Annotated in this window: 21 protein-coding genes; 6 read left to right on the top strand and 15 right to left on the bottom strand. The window is 72.7% G+C overall.

All coding sequences use genetic code 11. The annotated features are described in order from the left end of the window. Positions 1-9 precede the first annotated feature (9 nt). Genes nadC through nadA form a run of 3 tightly spaced genes read right to left on the bottom strand, consistent with a single transcriptional unit; the run spans position 10 to position 3,505 of the window. Positions 10-858 (bottom strand): carboxylating nicotinate-nucleotide diphosphorylase, encoded by an 849-nt coding sequence (nadC, locus tag FHX45_RS23960; protein WP_167106201.1) that lies wholly within the window; start codon positions 856-858, stop codon positions 10-12. Beyond that, complete coding sequence (locus tag FHX45_RS23955) at positions 855-2,501, bottom strand: L-aspartate oxidase (RefSeq protein ID WP_167106198.1); 1,647 nt, start codon at positions 2,499-2,501, stop codon at positions 855-857. Before FHX45_RS23955 ends, nadC begins: the two co-directional genes overlap by 4 nt. After that, complete coding sequence (nadA, locus tag FHX45_RS23950) at positions 2,498-3,505, bottom strand: quinolinate synthase NadA (RefSeq protein WP_167106195.1); 1,008 nt, start codon at positions 3,503-3,505, stop codon at positions 2,498-2,500. The genes FHX45_RS23955 and nadA overlap by 4 nt, the downstream gene beginning before the upstream one ends. A gap of 110 nt (positions 3,506-3,615) precedes the next feature. Here nadA and FHX45_RS23945 point away from each other — a divergent pair, with 110 nt between their 5' ends. The 3 genes from FHX45_RS23945 (at position 3,616) to FHX45_RS23935 (ending at position 5,582) form a co-directional block, all read left to right on the top strand. Further along, positions 3,616-4,251, top strand: coding sequence for an NUDIX hydrolase (locus FHX45_RS23945; protein ID WP_341771594.1), 636 nt, complete (start codon positions 3,616-3,618; stop codon positions 4,249-4,251). A 33-nt stretch (positions 4,252-4,284) separates the two neighbouring features. Continuing rightward, positions 4,285-4,998, top strand: a complete 714-nt coding sequence (locus FHX45_RS23940) for an LON peptidase substrate-binding domain-containing protein (protein WP_167106190.1) — start codon at positions 4,285-4,287, stop codon at positions 4,996-4,998. Between the two features lie 323 nt (positions 4,999-5,321). After that, on the top strand, positions 5,322-5,582 hold the full coding sequence (locus FHX45_RS23935; RefSeq protein ID WP_167106187.1) for a WhiB family transcriptional regulator: 261 nt from the start codon (positions 5,322-5,324) through the stop codon (positions 5,580-5,582). 50 nt (positions 5,583-5,632) lie between these two features. Here the strand turns inward: FHX45_RS23935 and FHX45_RS23930 are convergent, their stop codons facing one another. The 6 genes from FHX45_RS23930 to FHX45_RS23905 form a co-directional block, all read right to left on the bottom strand. Further along, positions 5,633-6,226: a DUF2567 domain-containing protein gene (locus FHX45_RS23930; RefSeq protein WP_167106184.1), complete on the bottom strand. Its 594-nt coding sequence runs from the start codon at positions 6,224-6,226 to the stop codon at positions 5,633-5,635. Positions 6,227-6,321: 95 nt separating this feature from the next. Further along, on the bottom strand, positions 6,322-7,038 hold the full coding sequence (gene bioD, locus FHX45_RS23925) for a dethiobiotin synthase (protein WP_167106181.1): 717 nt from the start codon (positions 7,036-7,038) through the stop codon (positions 6,322-6,324). 50 nt (positions 7,039-7,088) lie between these two features. Beyond that, entirely contained in the window at positions 7,089-9,374 is a 2,286-nt protein-coding gene (locus FHX45_RS23920; protein ID WP_167106178.1) for a SulP family inorganic anion transporter, read from the bottom strand. A gap of 378 nt (positions 9,375-9,752) precedes the next feature. Beyond that, positions 9,753-10,379, bottom strand: a complete 627-nt coding sequence (locus FHX45_RS23915; protein WP_167109395.1) for a MerR family transcriptional regulator — start codon at positions 10,377-10,379, stop codon at positions 9,753-9,755. A gap of 94 nt (positions 10,380-10,473) precedes the next feature. Further along, positions 10,474-11,694, bottom strand: coding sequence for a cytochrome P450 family protein (locus FHX45_RS23910; protein ID WP_167106175.1), 1,221 nt, complete (start codon positions 11,692-11,694; stop codon positions 10,474-10,476). A 121-nt stretch (positions 11,695-11,815) separates the two neighbouring features. Further along, positions 11,816-12,220, bottom strand: a complete 405-nt coding sequence (locus FHX45_RS23905; RefSeq protein ID WP_167106173.1) for an SRPBCC family protein — start codon at positions 12,218-12,220, stop codon at positions 11,816-11,818. Between the two features lie 62 nt (positions 12,221-12,282). Between FHX45_RS23905 and FHX45_RS23900 the strand changes: the two genes are divergently transcribed. Further along, complete coding sequence (locus FHX45_RS23900) at positions 12,283-12,912, top strand: nucleoside/nucleotide kinase family protein (RefSeq protein ID WP_167106170.1); 630 nt, start codon at positions 12,283-12,285, stop codon at positions 12,910-12,912. 31 nt (positions 12,913-12,943) lie between these two features. Here FHX45_RS23900 and FHX45_RS23895 read toward each other — a convergent pair whose 3' ends face one another. The 4 genes from FHX45_RS23895 to FHX45_RS23880 form a co-directional block, all read right to left on the bottom strand. After that, positions 12,944-14,098: a glycosyltransferase family 4 protein gene (locus FHX45_RS23895; protein WP_341771593.1), complete on the bottom strand. Its 1,155-nt coding sequence runs from the start codon at positions 14,096-14,098 to the stop codon at positions 12,944-12,946. Between the two features lie 81 nt (positions 14,099-14,179). Next, the gene (locus tag FHX45_RS23890) at positions 14,180-15,235 is read right to left on the bottom strand and encodes an NlpC/P60 family protein (protein ID WP_167106167.1); all 1,056 of its coding nucleotides are present in this window, start codon (positions 15,233-15,235) and stop codon (positions 14,180-14,182) included. 998 nt (positions 15,236-16,233) lie between these two features. Then, positions 16,234-16,464, bottom strand: a complete 231-nt coding sequence (locus FHX45_RS23885) for a hypothetical protein (protein ID WP_167106164.1) — start codon at positions 16,462-16,464, stop codon at positions 16,234-16,236. A gap of 136 nt (positions 16,465-16,600) precedes the next feature. After that, positions 16,601-17,971, bottom strand: a complete 1,371-nt coding sequence (locus FHX45_RS23880) for an NYN domain-containing protein (RefSeq protein ID WP_208406073.1) — start codon at positions 17,969-17,971, stop codon at positions 16,601-16,603. Between the two features lie 83 nt (positions 17,972-18,054). Between FHX45_RS23880 and FHX45_RS23875 the strand changes: the two genes are divergently transcribed. Further along, positions 18,055-19,764: a DEDD exonuclease domain-containing protein gene (locus FHX45_RS23875; protein WP_167106161.1), complete on the top strand. Its 1,710-nt coding sequence runs from the start codon at positions 18,055-18,057 to the stop codon at positions 19,762-19,764. Between the two features lie 52 nt (positions 19,765-19,816). After that, positions 19,817-20,104, top strand: a complete 288-nt coding sequence (locus FHX45_RS23870) for an Lrp/AsnC family transcriptional regulator (protein ID WP_020421862.1) — start codon at positions 19,817-19,819, stop codon at positions 20,102-20,104. 57 nt (positions 20,105-20,161) lie between these two features. On the opposite strand, the gene qcrB is transcribed toward FHX45_RS23870, so the two are convergent. Continuing rightward, entirely contained in the window at positions 20,162-21,820 is a 1,659-nt protein-coding gene (qcrB, locus tag FHX45_RS23865) for a cytochrome bc1 complex cytochrome b subunit (protein WP_167106158.1), read from the bottom strand. Then, positions 21,817-22,977 (bottom strand): cytochrome bc1 complex Rieske iron-sulfur subunit, encoded by a 1,161-nt coding sequence (gene qcrA / locus FHX45_RS23860; RefSeq protein WP_167109389.1) that lies wholly within the window; start codon positions 22,975-22,977, stop codon positions 21,817-21,819. The genes qcrB and qcrA overlap by 4 nt, the downstream gene beginning before the upstream one ends.

Genomic DNA, 22,977 nt, shown 5'->3' with positions numbered 1-22,977 from the left:
CGCGTCCGGTCAGCGGAGATCCATCCCGAGGTCGAGCGCGGGCGAGGAGTGGGTCAGCCCGCCGACCGACAGGTAGTCCACCCCGGTCTCGGCGTACGGGCGCGCGTTGGCCAGCCGCAGCCCGCCGGATGCCTCCAGCCGGGTCTTCGGCGACAGCTCGTCCTTGCGCCGCACGGCTTCCGCGCACTGGTCCGGGGTGAAGTTGTCCAGCAGGATCTCGTCGGCACCGGCGGCGAGCGCCTCGTCGAGCTGCTCGAGGGTGTCCACCTCGACCTCGCACGGCAACTCCGGGGCGTGCTCGCGGGCCGCGGCCAGCGCCGCGGTCACCGAGCCTGCCGCGACGACGTGGTTGTCCTTGATCAGCACCGCGTCCCCGAGGCCCATCCGGTGGTTCACCCCGCCGCCGCAGCGCACCGCGTACTTCTGCAGCAGCCGCAGGCCGGGCAACGTCTTGCGGGAGTCGCGGATCCCGCACCCGGTACCGTCCACTGCGGACACCCACGCGGCGGTGGCGGTCGCCACCCCGGACAGGTGGCACAACAGGTTCAGCGCCGTCCGCTCAGCGGTGAGCAGCCCGCGCACCGGGCCGCGCACGACGAGCGCCGGTGTGCCGGCGACGAGCCGGATGCCGTCCTCGGTCCGGTCGAGCACGGCGTACCCGGAGCCGAGCACGGCGTCGAACACGGCCAGCGCGACCGGCACACCGGCGAGCGTGCCGTCCACGCGCGGGGTGATCTCCGCGGTGGCGGTGGCCCCGGCGGGCACCGTCGCCGCGGTGGTCGCGTCCGGTCCGTACCGCAGGTCCTCGGCCAGCGCGGTCTCCACGACGCGGCGGACGTCGTCCTGGTCCAGGGTCATGCCACTTCCTCCGAGCAGACGGGGTCGGCCAGCACCGGCTGGCCGGACGGGGTGAGGCGGATGTGCTGACTGCGCTGCCACCGCAGGTCGTCCCGCGCCGGGTGGTCGGTGCGCACGTGACAGCCGCGGGACTCGGTGCGCCGGGCCGCCGCGGCCAGCAATGCCTGGGCGACCAGGGTGAGCGCCGCGTCCTCGACGTCCGCGTGCGTCCGCAGTAGACCGTCCGAAGTCGACAGGTCGAGGACGGAACCGGCCACGGCCAGCCCCTCGGCGTCCCGCCCGATCGCCGCGTACCGGCTCATCGCGCGCTGGAGCGCGTCCCGCTGGGCGATGCGCACCGGAGCGGGCACCGGTGTCATCGCCTGCTTCGGGTCGGCCAGCACCCCCGCGGCGAGGTCCGCGGCGACGGCCTGCGCGGCCGCGGTGCCGGTGACCAGCCCTTCCAGCAGGCTGTTGGACGCCAGCCGGTTCGCCCCGTGCAACCCGGTCCGCGCGACCTCCCCGGCCGCGTACAGGCCGGGCACCCCGGTCCGGCCGTCCGTACCGGCCACCAGCCCGCCGCACGCGAAGTGCGCCGCCGGGGTCACCGGGATCGGGTCGTGCGCCGGGTCCACGCCGATCGCGCGGCAGGCCGCGAAGACCGTCGGGAACCGCCCGGCGAACCCGGACAGGCCGGTGGCGTCGAGGAACACGTGGTCGTCGATCCCGCCCGGCGCGGACGCGAGCCGGCGGATGATCGCGCCGGACACCACGTCCCGCGGAGCCAGATCGGCCAGCGGGTGCACGCCCTGCATCACGGACGCGCCCGCGCCGTCGACCAGGACCGCACCCTCGCCGCGCACGGCCTCGGTGACCAGCGGGCACCGGCCACGCGCGCCCGGCGTGAACAGCACGGTCGGGTGGAACTGCACGAACTCCAGGTCGGCGGCCGCCGCCCCGGCCCGCAACCCGAGTGCGACCCCGTCGCCGGTGGCGATCTCCGGGTTGGACGTGGCCTGGTACAGCTGCCCCGTCCCGCCGGTCGCGACCAGCACCGCGGGCGCCCGCAGCACGCCGGGCCTGCCCTCCGGGTCGAGCACCGTCACGCCCGCCACGTCCCCACGCGGGGTGCGCAGCGCATCGACCGCGATGTGCCGCTCCAGGACGGGCAACCGCCGCCCGGTGGCCTCGGCGACGAGCGTCCGCTCGACCTCGGCCCCGGTCGCGTCCCCACCGGCGTGGATGACGCGGAACGCGCTGTGCCCGCCTTCCCGGGTACGGGCCAGCAGGCCGGCCGCGCCCGGGTCGAACCGCGCGCCCACCGACCGGAGCCAGGACACCGCGCGCGGACCGCCGGCCAGGATCGCCGCGACCGCGTCGGTGTCGCACAGGCCGGCGCCGGCGACCAGCGTGTCCTCGACGTGCCGCGCGACGGAGTCGCCCTCGTCGTGCTGGTCCTCCAGGACCACGGCGACACCGCCCTGGGCCCACCGGGTGTTGCCGTCGGCGACCGCCGCCTTGGTGACGACCAGCACCCGCAGCCCGAGCTCCTGCGCGCGGATCGCGGCGGTCAGCCCGGCCACCCCGGTGCCGAGCACGACCAGATCCGCGCGCGCCTCCCAGCACGCGGTTTTCGACCCGCCGTCGGTAACCGGGCCGGTCATTCGCCGCCGCCGGGCTGCCCGATCTCGATCATCCGCTGCACCGAGGCGCGGGCGCGCGCCGCCACGTCCGGGTCGACGTGCACCTCGTCGGCGCCCTCCCGCAGCGCACGCAGCAACGCCGCCGGGGTGATCATCTTCATGTAGGCGCACGACGCGCGGTCGTTCACCGCACGGAAGTCCACGCCCGGCGCGGCCTTGCGCAACTGGTGCAGCATGCCCACCTCGGTGGCCACCAGCACCGACTTCGCCTTGGTGGCACGGGCCTCCTGCACCATGTCGCCGGTGGAGAGGATCTTCACCTTGTCCGCGGGCACCGTGCCCTCACCGGCCAGGTACAGCGCCGAGGTCGCGCAGCCGCACTCGGGGTGGATGAACAGGTCCGCATCCGGGTTGTCGGCCGCGCGCTGCGCCAGCTCGGGACCGTTGATGCCGGCGTGCACGTGGCACTCACCGGCCCAGATGTGCAGGTTGTCGCGCCCGGTCTTGCGCTTGACGTGCGCGCCGAGGAACTGGTCCGGGCAGAACAGCACCTCGCGGTCGGCCGGGATCGAGGCCACCACGTCGACCGCGTTGGACGAGGTGCAGCAGATGTCCGTCTCCGCCTTGACCTCCGCCGTGGTGTTCACATAGGACACCACGACCGCGCCGGGGTGCTCGGCCTTCCACGCGCGCAGCTGGGCGGCGTCGATGGAATCGGCGAGCGAGCAGCCGGCCCGCGCGTCCGGGATCAGCACCGTCTTGTCCGGCGACAGGATCTTCGCGGTCTCGGCCATGAAGTGCACACCGCAGAAGACGATGGTCGACGCGTCGCTCGCGGCGGCGATCCGGGACAGCGCGAGGGAGTCCCCGGTGTGGTCGGCGATGTCCTGGATCGCCGGCGCCTGGTAGTTGTGCGCCAGCAGCACGGCATCCCGCTCGCGCGCCAGCTTGCGCACCTCTTCCGCCCATGCCTCGTCCGGCTCCACGCCGCCATACGGGGTGAGATCCACACTCGCTGCAGTCATCGGCCCTCCTGGACCAGTCGCTGGTTTTCGCCTTACAATCGAAAACCGTGCGGAGCCATATTAACAACAGCGCCCCCCTGGCACACGAGGTTTTGGCGGCGGTATTGCAAGTGCGTTGCGCCACACTGCAGGTCCTGCTGTGGCGGCGCGCGCTGGATCCGCACGTCGGGCGCTGGTCGCTGCCCGGCGGCCGGCTGCGGCCGGACGAGGACGTGGAGACCTCCGTGCGCCGGCAGCTCGCGGAGAAGGTGGACGTCCGGCAGCTGACCCACGTCGAGCAGCTCGCGGTGTTCAGCGCCCCGGACCGGGTGCCCGGCCCACGGGTGGTCGCCACCGCGTTCCTCGGCCTGGTCCCGTGCGGCGTCGACCCGGAGGTCCCCGAGGACACCCGCTGGCACCCGGTGGACGATCTGCCGCGCACCGCGTTCGACCACCGCGACATCGTGCTGCGCGCCCGCGACCGGTTGCGCTCCAAGCTGTCCTACACCAACGTCGGCTTCGCACTGGCGCCGCGCGAGTTCACCATCTCGGCCCTGCGCGAGCTGTACTCGGCGGCGCTGGGTTACAAGGTCGACGCCACCAACCTGCAGCGCGTGCTGTCCCGCCGCGGCCTGCTCTCCCCCACCGGGCACACCGCGCCGCCCGGCCGCAGCGGGGGGCGGCCGGCCGCGCTGTTCTCGTTCACCGGGAAGGGCATCCAAGTGACAGACCCGTTCGCGGTGTTCCGTCCGCCGCCCCGACGTTGAGCGAGAACCACGGGATCGACGTACCGTGTAGCCGTGGATGCGGAGCGGCAGGAAAGAGCGACAGAGACCATCCCCCTGTTCCCGCTGCAAACCGTTCTGCTGCCCGGCGCCACCCTGCCGCTGCACCTGTTCGAACCGCGTTACCGGCAGCTCGCGGTCGACCTGCTGACCGGCGCGGTGCCGGACCGGCGGTTCGGGATCGTGGCGATCCGCACCTCCGCCGTCCGCGAGGTCGAGCACGTCGAGCACGTCCACGGCATCGGCTGCGCGGCCCTGCTCGGGGAGAGTGAACGGCTGCCCGACGGCCGCTTCGACATCATCACCCGCGGGGAACGCCGGTTCCGCGTCCTGGAGATCGACATCAGCCGCGCGCCGTACCTGGTCGGCAGGATCGAGTGGGTCGACGACGCGCCGTTGCCGCCCGCCGCGGCCCACGCCGTACACGGCCTGCGGGGCGCGGCGCTCGCCGCGCACGCCGCCTACTGCGCGGCCGCCTGGCACCGGGACACATGGGCGAAGCCCGAACCGGGCATCGACTCCGGAGCACTGTCCTACCTGCTGGCGGCCGACTGCCTGCTCCCGCTGGCCGACCGGCAGGAGCTGCTCGAGGAGACCCACCCGCTGCGGCGGTTGCGCCTGGTGAGCCGGATGCTGCGGCGCGAGGCCGGCTTCCTGTCCAAGCTGCGGGCCGTGCCCGCTCCCCCGCCCGAGCTGATCCAGCTGGGGCTGCCCGCCAGCCTGAACTGACGCAACGGCAGCGCGGTGCGCGGCCGGGGTGCCCTGGACGATCACCGGCACCGCGCGTGCGGCAAAACGTGAATCCGGTCACAGCAGCGGGGAAACTTTTCGCGGGCCGTGGGGAACAACGATCTTCCTGGTACCGTTGGACCTTCGGCGCTGGCAACAGCCCTCTGCCACCGGCCCGCCGGATCAAGGTGATTGATCCGAGCCCGGCGTGGCAACCCAGATACCGCGGCAAGAACAAGATGGGCTTTTTCCTGTGCTCATCGCCCTTGCTGGTGCCTGGAGCGCCAGCTGAAACGCAACGCAACGAAAGGAGGCGGCACGCCATGAGCCGCGACGTGATCGACTGGCGTACGAGTGCCGCCTGCCGGGACGAGGACCCTGAGCTGTTCTTCCCCGTGTCCGAAATGGGCCCGGGCGCCCGGCAGGTCGCACGGGCCAAGGCGGTGTGCGCAAGCTGTCCGGTGCGCGCCGAATGCCTGGCCTACGCACTGGACGCCGGTCTCGACAACGGCATCTTCGGCGGCACCACCGAGCAGGAGCGGCGGAGCCTCATCCGCTCGCGCCGCCGCGCCGAGGCCGCCTGAGACACGCCCACGGCCGGGATCCCCCGAGGGGTCCCGGCCGTGGTGTGTTTCTAGCCCAGCCTGCGGCCGAGGTCGTCGCGGCCGTTCCAGCCGGCGAGCAGGCCGTAGACCAGGGCGGTCGCCAGCGGCTGGGCGACCAGCACCCACATCGACTCCAGGCGCGGGGCGCGCTCGATCACATCCCCGACAGCCGGCGTGGTGGTGACCGCGTAGGTGCCGTTGGCGAACGCGACTCCCATCTGGGCGCCGAGCCAGGCGGCGAGCAGCCCGCCGAGCACCGCGGCGATCATGATCACCGGCCCGCGGCGTTCCCGCAGCATCCACACGGCGACCCCCGTGACCACCCCGGCGGCGAGCCCGAGCAGCGCGAAGACCGCCAGGCCGTCGAAGCGGTGCCAGCTCTCCAGCTGCAGCGGGACCAGCTGCCCGCCGTCGAAGACACGTACGCGTTCGGGCGGCGCGAGCAGCGACCACACCCAGCCCAGCGGAATGCCGGCGATCCCGATCAACGACAGCAGGCTGACCGCGGGCAGCAGGTCGGCCTTGACGACGACCCGCGGCCGGGCCGGCCTGCGGGTGAACAGCACAGGCAACTCCGGGCCGGGGCCTCCCGGCCTGGCCTGCACCGGCGACGAGTCGGCCACCGCACCCCTTCCGTTCCCGCGTGTTCCGCCGGACCGAGACTAGCCGGTCGCCCCGGCCGTGTACGCACCGTGTCGGTTGCGTCGCCTGGTGGGTCTCAAGTGGACAGGCCCTTGTGGAACCGTTCCGCGTCGAAGTCGCCACCGAACCAGGGCGACAGCCCGGCACGGGCGGCCGTCAGGAAGGTCGCCCGGTCCAGCTCGCCCGCCCCCTCCGGGAGAGCACCGAGCAGTGGCGCCCCGGCGGCCACCGGCAGGTCGGTGACGTTGCACAGCGCGGCGAGATCCGGCCGGGCGGGCCAGGAGCCGATGACCACGCCCAGCACGTTCAGGCCGCGCGCGAGGGCCACCTCGGCGGTCAGCGCCGTCGCGTTGAGGGTGCCGAGCCCGGCCTGCGCGACCACCAGCAGCGGGGCGGACAGCGCCCACGCCAGGTCGGCCAGGGTGGCGCCGTCGCCGTCGAAGCGGACCAGCAGCCCGCCCGCGCCCTCGATCAGCACGAGGTCGTGGGTCTCGGCGAGCTCGCCGGCCGCCTGCGCGGCCTCCGCGGGCCGCACCACCGCGATCCCGCTCCGCTGGGCCGCCCGCTCCGGGGCCAGCGGATCGGGATAGCGCCGCAACTCGCGCGTCGTCACGCCGCCGGCCAGGCGGGTCACCTCGTCGACGTCTCCCGGTTCGTCCGGGCCGACTCCGGTCTGCGCGGGTTTGAGCACGGCAACCCGGCGGCCCCCGGCATGCGCGAGAGCAGCGAGGGCCGCGGTCACCACGGTCTTGCCGACGCCCGTTCCAGTCCCGGTCACAACCAGCACGCTCACGGGATCCGACAGTAGTACCGGCACCGGGCCGGGCGGTGCCCGGTCCGCGGCTAACCGGTGACCATCCGGTTCTGTCCGCTGCCCGCCGCGGCGGCGGAGGTGAACGCCCCGGACTCCGGGTCGTACAGGTGCACCCGGGCGGTCCCGACCTCGAAGTACATCCCGATCAGGTCGAGCTCGCCGCACCGGGAGGCGGCCGCGACCGCCGGGTACTCCCGCAACCGGTCCAGCTGCTGCAGGACGTTGTGCAGGGCCAGCTGGTCGGCCGCGGAACCGGGCAGCGAGCCGGCCACCCGGATCGGCGGCTGGGTCCTGGCCCGCGCCAGGCTGGGCTCGCCGTGCGCGAGCCAGGACCGCAGCCCGGGCGCGTCTGCCGGCACGCCGCCCAGCAACGCCGTCATGGCCCCGCACGACGAGTGCCCGCACACCACGATCTCCCGCACCCCGAGCACCCCGACCGCGTACTCGACGGCGGCACCGACCGAGGCGTCCGCGCCCTCCGCGCGGCCGGGTACCAGGTTGCCGATGTTGCGCACCGTGAACAGGTCGCCGGGCCCGCTGCTGGTGATCAGGTTCGGCACGATCCGCGCGTCGCCGCAGGTGATGAACAACGTCTCCGGGTTCTGGGTGTCGGCGAGCCGGCCCAGGATCGGGCGGACCAGCTGCGCGGTGCGCCGCTCGAACTCGACCATGCCGCGCCGCATGGAGCTCCCCCGCGGGCCGCGCTGCTCCGGAACCGGGAGGGGCTCCCCCTGCTGCGCACTCTGCCATTCCGACCAGGGCGCGAACCAGCGCGGCGCGATCCGCTGCGCCTTGGCCTTGTGCACGGTGGGTTCACCGGCCTTGCCGCGAGCGAACCACGGGTGCCCGATCTCGTCCACGACCACGTGGCCACCGGCCTCCTCGTGGGAGCGCTGCCAGTCCGACAGCGTGTCGAACGCGGCGTGGTCGAGGTAGTCGACGACGAGTTCGAGCGTCACCGCCGCACCGCGCGGAACGGTGCTCAGCACCGCGGTCAGGCGCGGGATCGACAGCGCGGACAACGCTCCCTCGACGACGACGCGCCACTGGCCGCCGTCGCCTTCGGTGTGGATGCGCGCCCACAGCAGGCGGTGCAGCATGGTCAGCGCGGCCACGGCGACGCCGATCAGCACACCGGTGAGCAGGTCGAGGGCGACGACGCCGACCAGCGTGACCAGGTAGACCGGCAGGTCGCCGTGGCGGCGCAGCTCCCGGATCTGGGCCGGGTTGACGAGCTTCGCGCCGACGTGGACCAGCAGCGCGGCGAGGGCGGCGAGCGGGATGCTGCGCAGCGCCCCGGCGAGGACCGCGACGAACAGCAGGATCCAGACGCCGTGCAGGATCGCGGACATCCGCGTGCGGGCGCCGCTGTGCACGTTGGTCGAGCTGCGCACGATCACCCCGGCAACCGGCAGCCCGCCGAACGTCCCGGACACCACGTTCGCGGCGCCCTGGCCGATCAGCTCGCGGTTGAGGTTCGCCCGCGGGCCGGCGTGCATCTTGTCCACGGCCACCGCGGACAGCAGGGTCGCGACGCTCGTGACCAGGGCGATGGTCACGACGGCGACGCCGAAGTCGACCCACCCGCCGTCCGGGAACTCCGGCACGAAACCGAGGTCGAGCACGTCGCCCGGAACGTCCACACGGGACACGTCCAGGCCGGCGACGAGGGACAGTGCGGTGGCGGCCAGGATCGCCGCCAGCGGTCCGGGCACCTTGCGGACCGCCGCGGGCAGCTTGCCCCACCCGAGGACGATGGCCAGGGCCACCAGGCCGGTCAGGGTGGCGGCACCGTTCGGATCGAGGACCAGGGACGGCAGCCGCAGCAGGTTGCCGAGGGGCGAAGTCTGGGCGGTGCCACCGAAGACGAGGGGAAGCTGCGACAGCACGATCGTGACGCCGATACCGGCGAGCATGCCGTGCACGATGGCCGGGGACAGGGACAGCGCGGCGCGGGCGACCCGGCTCAGCCCGAGCAGGATCTGCAGCGCACCGGCCAGCACGGTGATGGCGCAGGCGGCGGCCCAGCCGAACTCCTCGATCGTGCCCGCCACGATCACGGTGAGCCCGGCCGCGGGACCGCTGACCTGCAGCGGCGCGCCCCCGAGCGCACCGGCCACGAGGCCGCCGGCGATCGCGGCGATCAGGCCCGCGACGATCGGCGCGCCGGAGGCCAGCGCGATGCCCAGCGACAGTGGGATCGCGACCAGGAAGACAACCAGCGAGGCCGGGATGTCGTGGCGGAGGGAGTCCAGGGCGGACCGCCACGAGCGGGGCGGGGCGTGCTCACGCTCCTGGGCAGAGTTGTCGATCATGCACGGCTCCGGAGTTGAAGTAGCGGACGCAGACCGTCGTCGGCGACGTCGGTAGCACCAGAGATACCGAAAGCCGCCGGAGATGTCCGGTATGTCCACTCCCGTTCTCGTCCGGCCACGACTACCGCGTGACGGTCCGGTGCGTCCGGGTGGCAGGCGCGACTGATCGCTGTCACCGGGATGATCGGCACCCAGCGGCGACTGTGACCGGCAGTAGCCGGGCGAGAGTGGCAGCGGGACCGGGCGCGCCGGATCGGGTGAAATACCCGCGTGGGCCGCCGCCTGGTTTCGCCGGTCCACCGGGACCGTCCTGTTCGGACACCCACCACCGCCGGACCGGCGGGTTGCCAGTTCTGCGGTGCCCGGCCGCCGGTGGCCCTAGGCGGAGAACTGGCGCCGCGACACTTCGGCGTGCGCCATGCGCCGGAGCGCGGCGAACAGCGCGTCGCCGAGCACCGTGCCCACCACGGAGCCCTCGACGACCGCTTCGGTCGCGTCCAGGCGGCCCAAGGCCGTCACGTCGGCGTCGGCGAGGGACGCCGCGGCGTCCGCGTAGCGGTCCAGCGCGTCCAGCACCCACTCGTGCCCGACCTGGCGCAACGCGCACAGCACGCCGACCAGCGACTCCACCACCGGCAGCTCCGGGTGCACCACCCAGCCCCGCGGCCCGGCGATCTCCTCGATCCGGCCCATCGCCCAGGCGCGATCCTCCGCGGTCACCTCCCGGGTGGGCATCGGCAGACCGTGCTGCGCCAGCCCGAGGACCTTGTGCGTCGAGGTGGCCGGGTCGTCGATGGCCGCCAGCACCTCCCCCACCGCGGCTACGGACAGCCCGCCGATCTCCACCAGGGCCCGGACCAGCTTGAGCCGCCGGACGTGCGCCGCGTCGTAGCGGGCCTGGTTGGGACTGGTCAGCTCGCCCGGCGGCAGCAGGCCCTCGCGCTGGTAGTACTTGATGGTCGCGACCGGGACGCCCGATTCCCGGCTCAGCTCCGCCATCCGCATCCGGCGTTCCCTCCCTGTGGGCATATCCGCATGGGTAGTTTAGCTTCCCATTTACGGACGGCGGCGCTGTCCACGGACACCCCGGAAGGGCTGCTCAGCCCAGCACGACCGGCAGCGTGTCCAGGCCGTGCACCAGCGTGCTCTCCCGCCAGCGCAGCTCTCCCGGGTCTCCGTCGAGCCCGATCCCGGGGAAGCGGCCGAGCAGGCGTCCCAGCGCCACCTCCGCCTCCAGCCGCGCCAGCGGTGCACCCACGCAGTAGTGGATGCCGTGGCCGAACGCGAGGTGGCCGCCGGCCGGGCGCGTCACGTCGAGGCGGTCCGGGTCGGCGAACCGCAAACCGTCGCGGTTGGCCCCGATCAGCGAGATCATCACGAACTCGCCTGCCGGGATCTCGGCGTCACCGATCCGGACCGGCTCGGCGGTGAACCGCAGCGTCGCGATGTTGATCGGACCGTCGAACCGGAGGAACTCCTCGATCGCGCCGGGCAGCAGCGACGGGTCCGACCGCAGGAGCCTGAGCTGGTCCGGGTGCCGCAGCAACGACAGCACGCTGTTGGCGATGAGGTTGACCGTCGTCTCGTGCCCGGCGACCAGCAGCAGGAACGCCATGGCCACCAGTTCCTGGTGCGAGAGCTGGTCACCCTCCGCCGACACGTGCACCAGGTCGGACAGCAGGTCCTGGGTGGGCACCGCCCGCTTCGCCTCGATCAGGCCGGTGAGGTACCCGGCCATCGCACCGGCGGCCTGGTGGAGGCTCTCGTCCGAACCCGAGTTGAGCAACGTGGCGGACCACTCGCGGAACTCGCCGCGCTCCTGCTCGGGGATTCCGAGCAACTCACAGATCACGGTGATCGGCAGCGGGTAGGCGAACGCGTCCAGCAGGTCGACCCGGGCCTGCACCGCCATCGCGTCCAGGAGCTCGTCGGTGATCCGCTCGATCCGCGGCCGCAGCCGGGCGACGGTGCGCGCGGTGAAGGCCTTGCCGACCAGCTTGCGCAACCGGGTGTGGTCCGGCGGGTCGGTGTTGAGCAGGTGGCGGCGCAGCAGGGAGCCCGACGGATCCGGCCCGGCGCTCCCGCCCGCGGCGGCCAGGCGCTTCTCGAACAGCGCGTGGGCCCGGTCCGCGTCCTTGCGCAGCCGTGGGTCCGCGAGCAGGGCCTTGGCCTCCGCGTAGCCCGACACCAGCCACATCCGCAGCCCGTGCCGCGCGATCGCGGGCCGGACGGGCCGTTCCGCCCGCAGCACGCGGTACAGCGCGTGCGGATCCTGGATGATGTCGTCGCCCAGTCTGACGGGTTCGTCCACCACGGGCATGCGCGGTCCTCCCAGTGACGTCGGTGCTCCGGCACGTCGTCAACGGACGGTGCCGGCGAATCGTGCCCCGGCGCCCGGACCCAGCGCGGTCAGCATCCAGCGCGGTCAGCACCCAGCGCGGTCAGCCGCCCAGCGCGTCGGCGATCCGGTCGATCACCCCCTTCCAATGCTCCCGCTGCCGCGCGCGCTCCTCCGCGTTCGCCAGCCATTCCTGGTGGAAGCGGAGCACGCTCCGGTCTCCCGAGCCGGACACCGTCACCTGCACCGTCGACTCGTGATCCCAGTCGCGGGGCCGCCAGGTGAGGCGGATCCGGTCGAGCTCGCGGAAGCTGCGCAGCTCGCCCGCGGTGCCGCCGGCCGTCTCGTACCGTTCACCCGGGCGGTCGGGGACGGCCGTGCCGAGCCAGATCGCGGCGCCCTCCGCGCTGGTGAGGAACGCCCAGACCGCGCTCGCCGGGTGCGGCAGAGTCCGGGACACGCCGATCTGCCACCCGGCGCCGGCCGTCCGGCCCACTTCGTTGGTCATGAGGTCATGATGGCAGGAGGCACCGACATTTCCGGCGCGGCGATGGGGCACGATGGTGGATCGTGCGGTATCGGCCCATCACCCTCGAACGTCTCGCCGGTGAGCTCACCGAGCGGGTGCTCGCGCTGGACGCTTCGTGGGTGCGGGTCGCCGTGGACGGACCGGCCGGCACCGGTGACCTCGCCGACGCGCTGGTCGACCCGCTGCGGGTGCGCGGACGCGCGGTGCAGCGGGTGTCCACTGTGGATTTTCTACGGCCGGCGTCGCTGCGGTTCGAATACGGCAAGGAGAACCCGGACTCCCGGTACTGGTCGTGGCTCGACGAGGGAGCGTTGCGGCGCGAGGTGCTCGATCCGTTGAGTAGCAACGGAAGCGGGATGGTGCTGCCCGCCTTGTGGGACGCGGCGCGCGACCGGGCGACCCGACTGGCGCGGGTGCGGCTGCCGGCCCCGGGTGTGCTGATCGCGGACGGCGAGATGCTGCTCGGGCGCGGACTGCCGTTCGAGCTGACGGTGCACCTGCAACTGTCGCCAGGGGCGTTGCGGCGCCGTCTGCCGGAGGATGAACGGTGGGCGCTGCCGGCGTTCGAACGCTACGCGGAGGAGGTGCGGCCCGCCGAGATCGCGGACGTCGTGGTGCGGGCCGACGATCCCCGGCACCCCGCCATCCTCGAACGTTCCCAGTCCGGATAGCTCCCTGGTGGAGCCGCGCCGCCGGGCACGATCAGGAGGCGGTGACCGGCTCCCCGGCGAGGAACGACCGCAGCCGGGCGCCCAGCAGGTCCCACCGCCAGTGCCCGGTCACCCACGCTCGCCCGGCGGCACCCATCGTGCGGGCGCGGGACGGGTCGGTGAGCAGGGGCGTCAGCGTCTCGACCAGCTGGTGCACGTCCCGGCCGTCGACGACGTGGCCGGTGACCTCGTCGAGCACCGTCTCGGGCGCGCCGCCCGAGTTGCCCGCCACGACCGGCAGCCCGGTTGCCGACGCCTCCAGGTAGACGATCCCCAGACCCTCGACGTCCAGTCCCTTGCCCCGGGTGCGGGCGGGCATCGCGAAGACGTCACCGGCGGCGTAGTGCGCGGGCAGCTCCGGCCAGGGCACCGAGCCGGTGAGGATGACGTCGGCACCGACGCCGAGCTCGTCCGCGAGCCGCGCCAGGGACTTCCGGTACGGGCCGCCGCCGACCAGCAGCAGTGCGACGTCCGGGACCCGTCGGCGCAGCTCGGGCAGAGCGCGGATGAGCATGTCCTGTCCCTTCCGCGGCACCAGACGGGACACGCACACGACGGTGGGCCGGTCGCCGAGTCCGTGCCGGGCGCGGATCTCGGCGCGAGCTGCGTCGTCCGGCTTGAACACGTCCGGGTCCACGCCGGGCGGCAACAGCTCCAGCCCGGCCGACGGGCCGAACGCGGAGGCGAACCGGCCGCGGGTGTACTTGCTGACGTAGGTGATCACGTCGGTCGTGTCGCCGATGCGGCGCAGTGCCTGGCGGGCCAGCGGCAACATCGACCAGCCCACCTCGTGCCCGTGGGTGCTGGCGACGACCCACTCCGCACCGGCCGACCGCAGCGGCTGGGCGAGCAGGGCCAGTGGGGCGGCGGCGCCGAACCAGACGGCCTGGCAGTCGTGTGCCCGCAGGATCTCCTTGGCGCGGCGCAGCACGTCGGGGGTGGGCAGCATCAGCGAGGTGGGGTGCCGGACCACCTCGAAGGGCGCGGCGGCGTCGAACTCGGGGTGGGAACCGGACGGCTTGTCCCAGGAGGGCGCGTAGACGACGAGCTGGTCCGCCGGCAGCAGGCGCGCGAAGGAGTTCAGGTAGTTCTGGATCCCCCCGGGCCGCGGCGGGAAGTCGTTGGTCACCAGCAGGGTCCGTAGCACGGCTGGAGACTACTAGGGCGGAAAAGTCGGGGGCGGTACCAGCTGTCGGCCGGTACCGCCCCCGAAAAGTGCTGCGCGGACTCAGTGCACAGCCACGCGCCGGGCCCCGACGTAGTCGTTCTGCAGGGGCGAGACCTTGACGACGTCCCCGGTTTCGGGGGCGTGCACCATCTTGCCGTCGCCCAGGTAGATCCCGACGTGGTGGATCGGCGAGCCGAAGAACACCAGGTCACCGGGCTGCAGCTGGGACCGGGAAACGGCCATGCCGACGGTCGCCTGGGACTGGCTGGTACGCGGCAGCGTGACGCCGGCCTTGCCGTAGGCGTAGAGCGTCAGACCCGAGCAATCGAACGTGGTGGGCCCGGTGGCGCCCCACACGTAGTCGCTGCCGAGCTTGCTCAGCGCGACGTTGATGGCGGTCTGCGCGGCCTGCGTTGGCGCAGGCAAGGTCGGCGCACTGCCACCGACGTCCTTCTGCGACGCGCGCTCGGACGCGGTGAGCCGCTGCCGCACCTGGTTCAGCTGGTCGAGCTGGGTCTGCAGCGCGGCCTGCCGCGCGTGCAGGTCGTTGAGCAGCGCCGCCGCGGCGTCCTTGGCCGTCTGCGAGCGAGTCTGGGCATCGGCCGCCGCGGCCTGCGCCGCCGCGGCCGCCTGGATCGCCGCGTTGTAGTCGGCGAGCGCCTTGTTCTTCTCGTCGGCGAGCACCTCCAGAGCCGAGGAGCGCTCCAGGAAGTCCTGCGCCGAGGTGCCGTTCAGCAGGGCGGACAACTTGTTGAACTGGACCCCGCCGACGAACGAGGCGTCCGCGAACTGGTCGACCACGCCCTGGTAGCGGTTCTTGGCGGCCAGCGCTTGCTGGCCTGCGGTGTTGGCGGCCGCGAGGTCGGCGTTGGCGCGGTTCAGGTCCGCTTGCTTGGCGTCCAGGTCGGCCTGCGCCTGCAGTGCCTCCTGGTTCAGCTGCTCGGCCTGGGTGGCGAGCTGCCGGTACTGCGCGAGGGCGTCCGCCGAGTTGGTGGGCTGCTGCGGGGCCGGGAGGGGGACCGCGCCGGCCGGAGCCGTGGGGAAGCCACCGACCGCGAGTACCGCGGCGGCGGCGAGGGCTCCTGCGACCACGCGCTTGATGGGTTGCGACTGCACGCCGCGCGTGTCTCCTTTGCACTCATGTCGCCGCCGGCCACCGCGGGGAGGCCGGGGAATCCTCCACCCCGCACCGGATCCGGGTGGACACACACACCCGAGCCGGTTCACGGCGGTATCCCGTCAGGTTCCAGACGCAGGGGGTAGCGCATCTGGGTCCGTACGCGGGTCCGGCGCAGCTCCCCGACAAGCTGCTTCGGCGACAATCTCGCGTCGCCGCCGCGGGCGCGACGGCTACCGGGCGCGAGATCTCGGCCAGGTTACGAAACAGTCGCCTTCGCGTCCACCAGGCACCAGGTAAAAACTTTGCGTAACCGTCTCCTTCCTCGTTCGGACCAGCAGTTCCCCGGTGAGTGTGACCAACGCCATAGTCGCCCATGTCACGACTACTTACCGTTTATCGACGGAATCGACCGTTTGTCGCCTTCGGCCGTGTCGGCGGCCGGAGCCTGAGCCACCCGCCCCGCAACCCGCTGGCGGACGCCTCAGCGCCGTGGCTGCTCGCCCACGCCGGTCCGGCCGCGCCTTCGGCCGAGCACCGGTGGGTCCGGGTAGTCGCGGGAGTCCCGGTCGTGCCGTCCGGGACCCGCACGACGGAGATCGCCGAGAACGCGACGGGAGCGCCACCACGGCCCCTCGCACCACGGCCCCTCGCACCACGGCCCCTCGCACCGCGACCCGGACGCCGGCATCGGCCGCCGGTGGCGCTGGAGGAGGCGCCGGGGTCACCCCCGAACCCGGCTCGGAGCGCGTCGTGGACAACCAGCGGCCGGCGGGTGGAAGGGGCCCGCACGCACCGGCCTGATCCGCGGGCAGCGCCACGTCCCCGGCCCAGCACTCGTCGCACCCGCGTGAACGAGCTCCAGGACCATGCCGCGGCGGTCCGCACCCGCCGCACCGACCGAGGTTGGGGGGCCGACCGAGTGCCACGAACCGCCCTGGCGACGGCATCGCCGCCTCCGGGAACCGGAACGGGCGCGGGCCGCACGCGATGGTCCTCAGCCCGCCCGGCGTTCCGGCAGCCGGACGTGCGGGCGGCGCCCCCGCGAGATCACCCGCGGTGGCGGGACCAGCCCGGCCTCGCTCAGCAGCTGGACCGCGGCCAGCTCCTCGCTGTCCAGTTCGACGACCGGCGGTGCGTCGACCAGGACGCTCAGCACGCACTCCCCGCACGCGCGGCCCCGCAGGGTGCACCGGTTGCAGTCGATGATCACGGTGTTGTCGGTCATTCCCAGCCTCCTCGAGTCTTGCTGGGATGCACGTTACGAGCGACCACCGACAATTTCGGGACCGCGTATCGAACGAATGGACCAACCGTGCGCAGAAAATCGGCTGACCAGGCAAAACGTAGCGGAAAAAAACTCCTCAGACCCGCCCCAGCCGGGCCAGCAGCACCGCCGACGCGACCGGGTGCGCGCCCGATCGGCGGACGGAATCGGCCACGGCACGGTCGCTGGAGGCGACGACCAGCGGCCGGCCCTGGGGCTCGGCGGAGACCAGCGAGCGGATCACGTCGTCCGCGATCACGCCCGGGTCCGAGAACAGGACGCGGACGCCGCGAGCGCTCACCGTCGGCACGGACAGCACCTCGGCGCCGTCGAACACCACCGTCACCTCCGCGCCCGTGCGCGCCGCCAGCGCGCCCAGCTGCTGCACCAGCCGGTTGCGCTGATCGGCCAGCGCGAGCTCCGGGTAGCCGGTCTTGGTGACGTTGTACCCGTCGACGATCAGGTGGACGGCGGGCAGCGCGAGCAACCGGTCCAGCACCACCGGGTCCCGCACCTGCCGCCCCGCGCCGGTGCCCGGTGTAGCGCCGGCGACGGCGTCCGCGGGCCGGCGCGAGCTGGTGTCCAGCGCGAGCTCCCGGCGCAGCCCCGCCACCGCGCCGTGCAGGGTCTCCACCAGGAGGGACAGCCGCACCTCGTCCGCGGCACGGGCCTCCTTCGCGGACTGGCGCGCGATCTCCGCGTCGGCCGCCGCGCGGTCCGCCCGGGCCCGCTCGGCCGCCACGCGCTGGCGCTCACGCTCCAGCTGAGCGGTCACCGCGGCCACCTCCTGCTCCCGGCGCGCGTCGGCCTGTGCCAGCAGCTCACGTGCCTCCTCCGCGGCGTCCCGGGCCTGCCGCAGCTGGGTGCCCTGGGCGCGCAGCCGGTTGCGGAGCCTGGTCAGCTCCTCCTCCCGCTCCCGGCGCGCCCCGTCGACCGCGGCCAGGGCCGCCGCCAGCTCGTCGCGCACCCGCGCGAGCTCGGCCTCCACGCGCTGGCTGCGTGCCACGGCGGCGTCGCGCTCGGCCCGCAACGCCGTCTCCGCCGCGTTCTTGACCACCAGCCGCACCCGGGTCGCCGCGCTGGCCTCGCCCAGCAGGACGGCCGCCACGGCCGCGGCCACCGGGTCCGGGTCGTTCGGGTCGAGCACGTCCGGGCGGTACTCGCGCACCCACTCCAGGACGGCGGTGCGGAAGGCCGTCGAGTCCTCCAGGGTGGTGAGCAACGCCGCGGCGCCCAGCTTCGCCCGCTTCGCCGGCGCGAACTTCGCCACCGGGCGCAGCTGCTGCGGGATGTCGATGCGCGGGATCTTCCCCAGTGCCTCGGCGGCGAGCTCGGCGAGCCGTCCGCGGACCGGCTCGGGCAGATCGCGCCAGCTCACCGACTTGCCGTCCGGCTCCGGGCGCGCGCTCGCCGAGGTGGCCCGGAGACCGGGGTCTTCGGGTTCTTCGGCGTGCACTGAGGGAAACATCCGTTCAGGGTAGTCCGCTTCGGTAACGATCACCCCTCTCGGCGTGATCCGGATTGTCGGTCCCCCTCCTTAGGGTGCCGATCATGCAACTGGCCGACGGCGCGCAACTGACCTTCGACGAACTCGGCACGCCGCTGCGGGACACCACGTTCGTCGTGGTCGACCTGGAGACCACTGGCACCAAGCCGGGGCCCGACGGCATCACCGAGATCGGCGCGGTGAAGGTCCGCGGTGGCGAGGTGCTGGGCGAGTTCGCCACCCTCGTCGACCCGGGCACGCCCATCCCGCCGCAGATCGTCGCGCTGACCGGCATCACGTCGGCGATGGTGCACGACGCGCCGCGGATCGAACGGGTGCTGCCCGCGTTCCTGGAGTTCGCGAGCGGCGCCGTGCTCGTCGCGCACAACGCACCGTTCGACACGTCGTTCCTGCGCGCGGCCTGCCTGCACCACGGCTACCCCTGGCCCAGGCCGGCGGTGGTGTGCACGGTGCGGCTCGCGCGCCGGGTGCTCACCCGGCAGGACAGTCCGAGTTTCCGGCTGTCCGCCCTGGCGGCGTTGTTCGGCTCGCCGGTCACCCCGAACCACCGCGCGCTGGAGGACGCCCGCGCCACCGTGCACGTGCTGCACGCGCTGCTGGAACGGGTCGGCAACGTCGGAGTGCACTCGCTGGAGGAGCTGCTCGACTACCTGCCGGAGGTGACGCCGGCCCAGCGCCGCAAGCGCGGCATGGCGGCCCACCTGCCGGAACGCCCGGGTGTCTACCTGTTCCGTGGACCCGGCGACGAAGTGCTGTACGTGGGCACGGCGCGCAACCTGCGGCGCCGGGTGCGCCAGTACTTCACCGGGTCGGAGAGCCGCGGCCGGATCCGCGAGATGGTCGCGCTCGCCGAGCGGGTCGACGGGATCGAATGCAGTCACGCGCTGGAAGCCCAGGTGCGGGAGCTGAGGCTGCTCGCCGCGCACCGCCCGTCCTACAACCGGCGCTCGAAGAACCCGCGCAAGTCGTGGTGGATCGTGCTGACCGACGAGGCGTTCCCGCGCCTGTCGGTGGTGCGGCTGCCCAAGGACGGCGCGCTCGGACCGTTCTCGTCGCAGCTGACGGCGAAGATCGCGGCGGACGCGCTGGCGAGCGCGGTGGGCCTGCGCACCTGCACCCAGCGGATCTCCGCGCACTCGCCCGCCGGCCGGCCGTGCGCGCTGGCCGAACTGGGCCGCTGCGGGGCGCCCTGCGCCGGGCGGCAGACCGTCGAGGAGTACTCCCCCGGCGTGCACGCGATCGCCGACCTGGTGGCCGGCCGGGGCACCCGGCCGTTGGACTCCGCGCGACGCCAGCTCGACGAGCTGGCCGGAGCCGAGCACTTCGAACAGGCCGCACGGCGGCGGGACGAGCTCGCCGTGCTGGTGCGGGCGGTGGACTGGGCGCACCGGCTGTCCTCGCTGGCCGCCGTCCCGGAACTGGTCGCCGCCGCCCCGGACGGCAACCGCGGCTGGGAGTTCGCGGTGATCCGGCACGGCAGGCTCGCCTCCGCCGGCGTGGCGCGCCGGGGCGTGCCACCGATGCCGGTGGTCGAGCAGCTCGTCGCCGCCGCCGAGACGGTCGAACCCGGCGCCGGCCCGCTGTTCGGCGCGCCCGCCGAGGAGACGTCGATCCTGCTGCGCTGGCTCACCCGACCCGGCGTGCGGCTGGTGCGCACCGCCGTGCCGTGGTCCGAGCCCGCGTACGGCGCCGGGCCGTGGCGGGGCTGGCTGGAACGGGTCACCACGGCCGTGTCGCTGGAGCAGGCCGGGTGACGCCGCGGGGAGCTACGATCGCCGCGCTACCCAATTGACGAGGAGGACGCGAGTGATCACCGCGATCGTGCTGATTCACGCCGTGGCGGACAGCATCCCGGAGACCGCGCAGGCGATCGCCGACATCGACGGCGTGGCGGAGGTGTACTCGTGCGCCGGCGACGTGGACCTGATCGCGATCGTGCGCGTGCACGCCCACGAAGAGCTCGCCGACCTCATCCCGGCGAAGATCGGCAAGGTGCCCGGGGTGATCGACACCGACACGCACATCGCGTTCCGGTCCTACTCCACCGCCGACACCGAGTCCGCCTTCGCCATCGGCGTCGAGGACGCCGACTGACGCACACGCACGAACTGGGCCCCGGGTACGCGACCCGGGGCCCAGTTCGTGCGGGCTCTAGTGGTCCGGCGTGTGCCAGCCGGCCGGGACCTCGCCCTGCTCCGGCATCTCGCCGTTGCCGTGGCCGTTGCCGCGGGCCCGGTCCAGCGCCGCGGTCTCCTCGACCGGGTCCGGGGCCAGCAGGTTGCCCGGCACCGCACGCCCGGCCGCGCCGAGCTTGTTCATCTTCTTCGGCACCGACGCGCCCTGGTACTCCAGCGGGATGGCGTGGCCGTGGCCGTCCACACCGCCCAGCGGCTGGTGGATCTCGATGAACTCACCGTGCGGCAGGCGCTTGATGATGCCGGTCTCGATGCCGTGCTCGAGCACCTCACGGTCGGACCGCTGCAGACCCAGGCAGATCCGGTAGGTGATGAAGTACGCCAGCGGCGGCAACACCAGCAACCCGATCCGGCCGGCCCACGTGGTCGCGTTCAGCGAGATGTCGAACTTGTCCGCGATGATGTCGTTGAAGCCGGACAGCTCCAGCACCATGAAGAACGACAGCGCCATCATGCCGATGCTGGTGCGGACCGGTGCGTCCCGCGGACGCTGCAGCAGGTTGTGGTGCGCGGTGTCGCCGGTCAGCTTCCGCTCGATGAACGGGTATGCGAGCAGCAGCACGATCAGGACGGGCATCCAGATCGCGCCCGCGAAGAACACCGCCGGGACCGTGTAGTTGCCCAGGTAGAGCTCCCACGCGGGGAACACGCGCAGCATGCCGTCGGCCCAGGCCAGGTACCAGTCCGGCTGCGAGCCTGCGGACACCTGCGACGGGTTGTACGGACCCAGGTTCCAGATCGGGTTGATCTGGAACACTCCGGCCATGATCGCCATCACGCCGGTGACGATGACGAAGAACGCACCGGCCTTGAGCGCGAACACCGGCATGATCCGCACGCCGACGACGTTCGTCTCCTTGCGCCGCACGCCCGGGAACTGGGTGTGCTTCTGGTACCAGACCAGCGCGAGGTGCACGCCGACCAGCGCGAGCATGATGCCCGGCAGCAGCAGGATGTGCACCGCGTACAGCCGCGGCACGATCACGTCGCCGGGGAACTCACCGCCGAACAGCGCCCAGTGCAGCCAGGTACCGATGACCGGCACCGAGAGCACGATGCCCGACATGGTGGCGCGGACACCGGTGCCCGACAGCAGGTCGTCGGGCAGCGAGTAGCCGAAGAAGCCCTCGAACATGCCCAGGATCAGCAGCAGTGCGCCGATCACCCAGTTGGCCTCACGCGGCCGGCGGAACGCTCCGGTGAAGAAGATCCGGAACATGTGCACCATCATGGCCGCGACGAAGACGAGCGCGCCCCAGTGGTGCAGCTGGCGGACGAACAGGCCGCCGCGCACCTCGAACGAGATCTGCAGGGTCGTCTGGAACGCGCGGGACATCTCGACGCCCTGCAGGTTCCTGAACGGCCCGTTGTAGGTGACCTCGGCCATCGACGGATCGAAGAACAGGGTCAGGTAGACACCCGTGATGATCACGACGATGAAGCTGTAGAGCGCGACCTCGCCGAGCAGGAAGGACCAGTGGGTCGGGAAGACCTTGTTCATCTGGTGCCGCAGGCCCTTGGCCAGCCGGTACCGCTGGTCCATGTTGTTCGCGGCCTCGCCCGCATGCCGTTCCAGCATGCTCGAGCCCCGGGTCGGCGTGGTGAGTGAACTCATGACTTGCGCTCCCAAAAGGCGGGGCCGACGGGTTCGATGAAGTCGCCCCGCGCCACGAAGTACCCCTCATCGTTGACGGTGATGGGCAGCTGCGCAAGTGCACGGGTCGCCGGGCCGAAGATGGGCTTGCCGTACTCCAGCGCGTCGAACTGCGACTGGTGGCACGGGCACAGGATCCGGTTGGTCCGCTGCTCGTACAGGGAGGTCGGGCACCCGACGTGGCTGCAGACCTTCGTGTAGGCGTAGTACTCGCCGAAGTTGAAGTCCTCCTGGCCCTTGCGCTTGATGACGCGGTTCGCGTCCTCCGGGCGCAGGCGGATCAGCATGACCGGGTTGTCGGAGCGCATGAACGCCGCGGACAGCGCCTCGTGGTTGCCCCGCTCCGACTCGCGGAACGGGTACACGGTCTCCATCGCGCCCGCATCCAGGTCCTCCGGGCGGACCAGCACGATCTCGTCCGACTTGCCGGTGAAGCGGCGCATGTAGACGACCTCACCGGGGTGCTGCGGCAACCAGCCGGTGTGCCACAGGGTGTCCTGCGGCTCGCCCTTCCACGGGCTCTTGATGAACGACGCGACCGGCAGGCCGACCAGACCGAGGCCCATCACGCCGGCACCCAGGCCGGCGGTGCGCTTGACCAGCGAACGGCGGCCGATCGTGCTGCGGCTACCCGCGTCGGCGAGCTGGGCGACGATCGTCTTGCGGTCGATCTCGGCCGAGCCCTTGCCGTCGCCGTCGTGCCGTTCCTGCACCGCGAGCTCGCTCGGGATGAACCGCTTCGTGTACAGCAGCACGCCGATGCCCAGCGCGAGGATGGAGATGCCCAGCGTGGCGCCCAGCACCGGGGTGTACAGCGCGTACTTCTCGTACTGGCCGGTGTCCGGCGCCCGGTACTCCCACCACTGCGGCCAGCACAGGGTCACCAGGAAGCCGAGACCGGCCAGCGCCGCGATGGTGAACCACAGCGCGATGACACGCTCCGCGCGCTTCTCCGCACGGGTGCCCTTGACCGGCCACGGGTCCGGGTAGTCGACCATCTCGACGCCGTCGAGCTTGGTGCCCAGCTTGACCAGCTGGTCGCGGTCCATCTCGGCCAGTTCGGCCTCGGAAGGCTGGGGAACACCCGGCTCGCGCCCCGCGCCCGGGTGGTCTTCCAT

It is taken from the genome of Amycolatopsis granulosa (assembly GCF_011758745.1).
Classification (GTDB): domain Bacteria; phylum Actinomycetota; class Actinomycetes; order Mycobacteriales; family Pseudonocardiaceae; genus Amycolatopsis_E; species Amycolatopsis_E granulosa.
Note: the sequence above shows the minus strand (reverse complement) of the source record. Positions and strands in the feature narration are given on the sequence as shown.

Excerpts from the sequence above, each read along its gene's own strand:
- nadC (WP_167106201.1), bottom strand. The coding sequence starts at position 858 with ATGACCCTGGACCAGGACGACGTCCGCCGCGTCGTGGAGACCGCGCTG.
- FHX45_RS23955 (WP_167106198.1), bottom strand. The coding sequence starts at position 2,501 with ATGACCGGCCCGGTTACCGACGGCGGGTCGAAAACCGCGTGCTGGGAG.
- nadA (WP_167106195.1), bottom strand. The coding sequence starts at position 3,505 with ATGACTGCAGCGAGTGTGGATCTCACCCCGTATGGCGGCGTGGAGCCG.
- FHX45_RS23935 (WP_167106187.1), top strand. The coding sequence starts at position 5,322 with ATGAGCCGCGACGTGATCGACTGGCGTACGAGTGCCGCCTGCCGGGAC.
- FHX45_RS23920 (WP_167106178.1), bottom strand. The coding sequence starts at position 9,374 with ATGATCGACAACTCTGCCCAGGAGCGTGAGCACGCCCCGCCCCGCTCG.
- FHX45_RS23915 (WP_167109395.1), bottom strand. The coding sequence starts at position 10,379 with ATGCGGATGGCGGAGCTGAGCCGGGAATCGGGCGTCCCGGTCGCGACC.
- FHX45_RS23910 (WP_167106175.1), bottom strand. The coding sequence starts at position 11,694 with ATGCCCGTGGTGGACGAACCCGTCAGACTGGGCGACGACATCATCCAG.
- FHX45_RS23905 (WP_167106173.1), bottom strand. The coding sequence starts at position 12,220 with ATGACCAACGAAGTGGGCCGGACGGCCGGCGCCGGGTGGCAGATCGGC.
- FHX45_RS23885 (WP_167106164.1), bottom strand. The coding sequence starts at position 16,464 with ATGACCGACAACACCGTGATCATCGACTGCAACCGGTGCACCCTGCGG.
- FHX45_RS23880 (WP_208406073.1), bottom strand. The coding sequence starts at position 17,971 with ATGTTTCCCTCAGTGCACGCCGAAGAACCCGAAGACCCCGGTCTCCGG.
- FHX45_RS23875 (WP_167106161.1), top strand. The coding sequence starts at position 18,055 with ATGCAACTGGCCGACGGCGCGCAACTGACCTTCGACGAACTCGGCACG.
- qcrB (WP_167106158.1), bottom strand. The coding sequence starts at position 21,820 with ATGAGTTCACTCACCACGCCGACCCGGGGCTCGAGCATGCTGGAACGG.
- qcrA (WP_167109389.1), bottom strand. The coding sequence starts at position 22,977 with ATGGAAGACCACCCGGGCGCGGGGCGCGAGCCGGGTGTTCCCCAGCCT.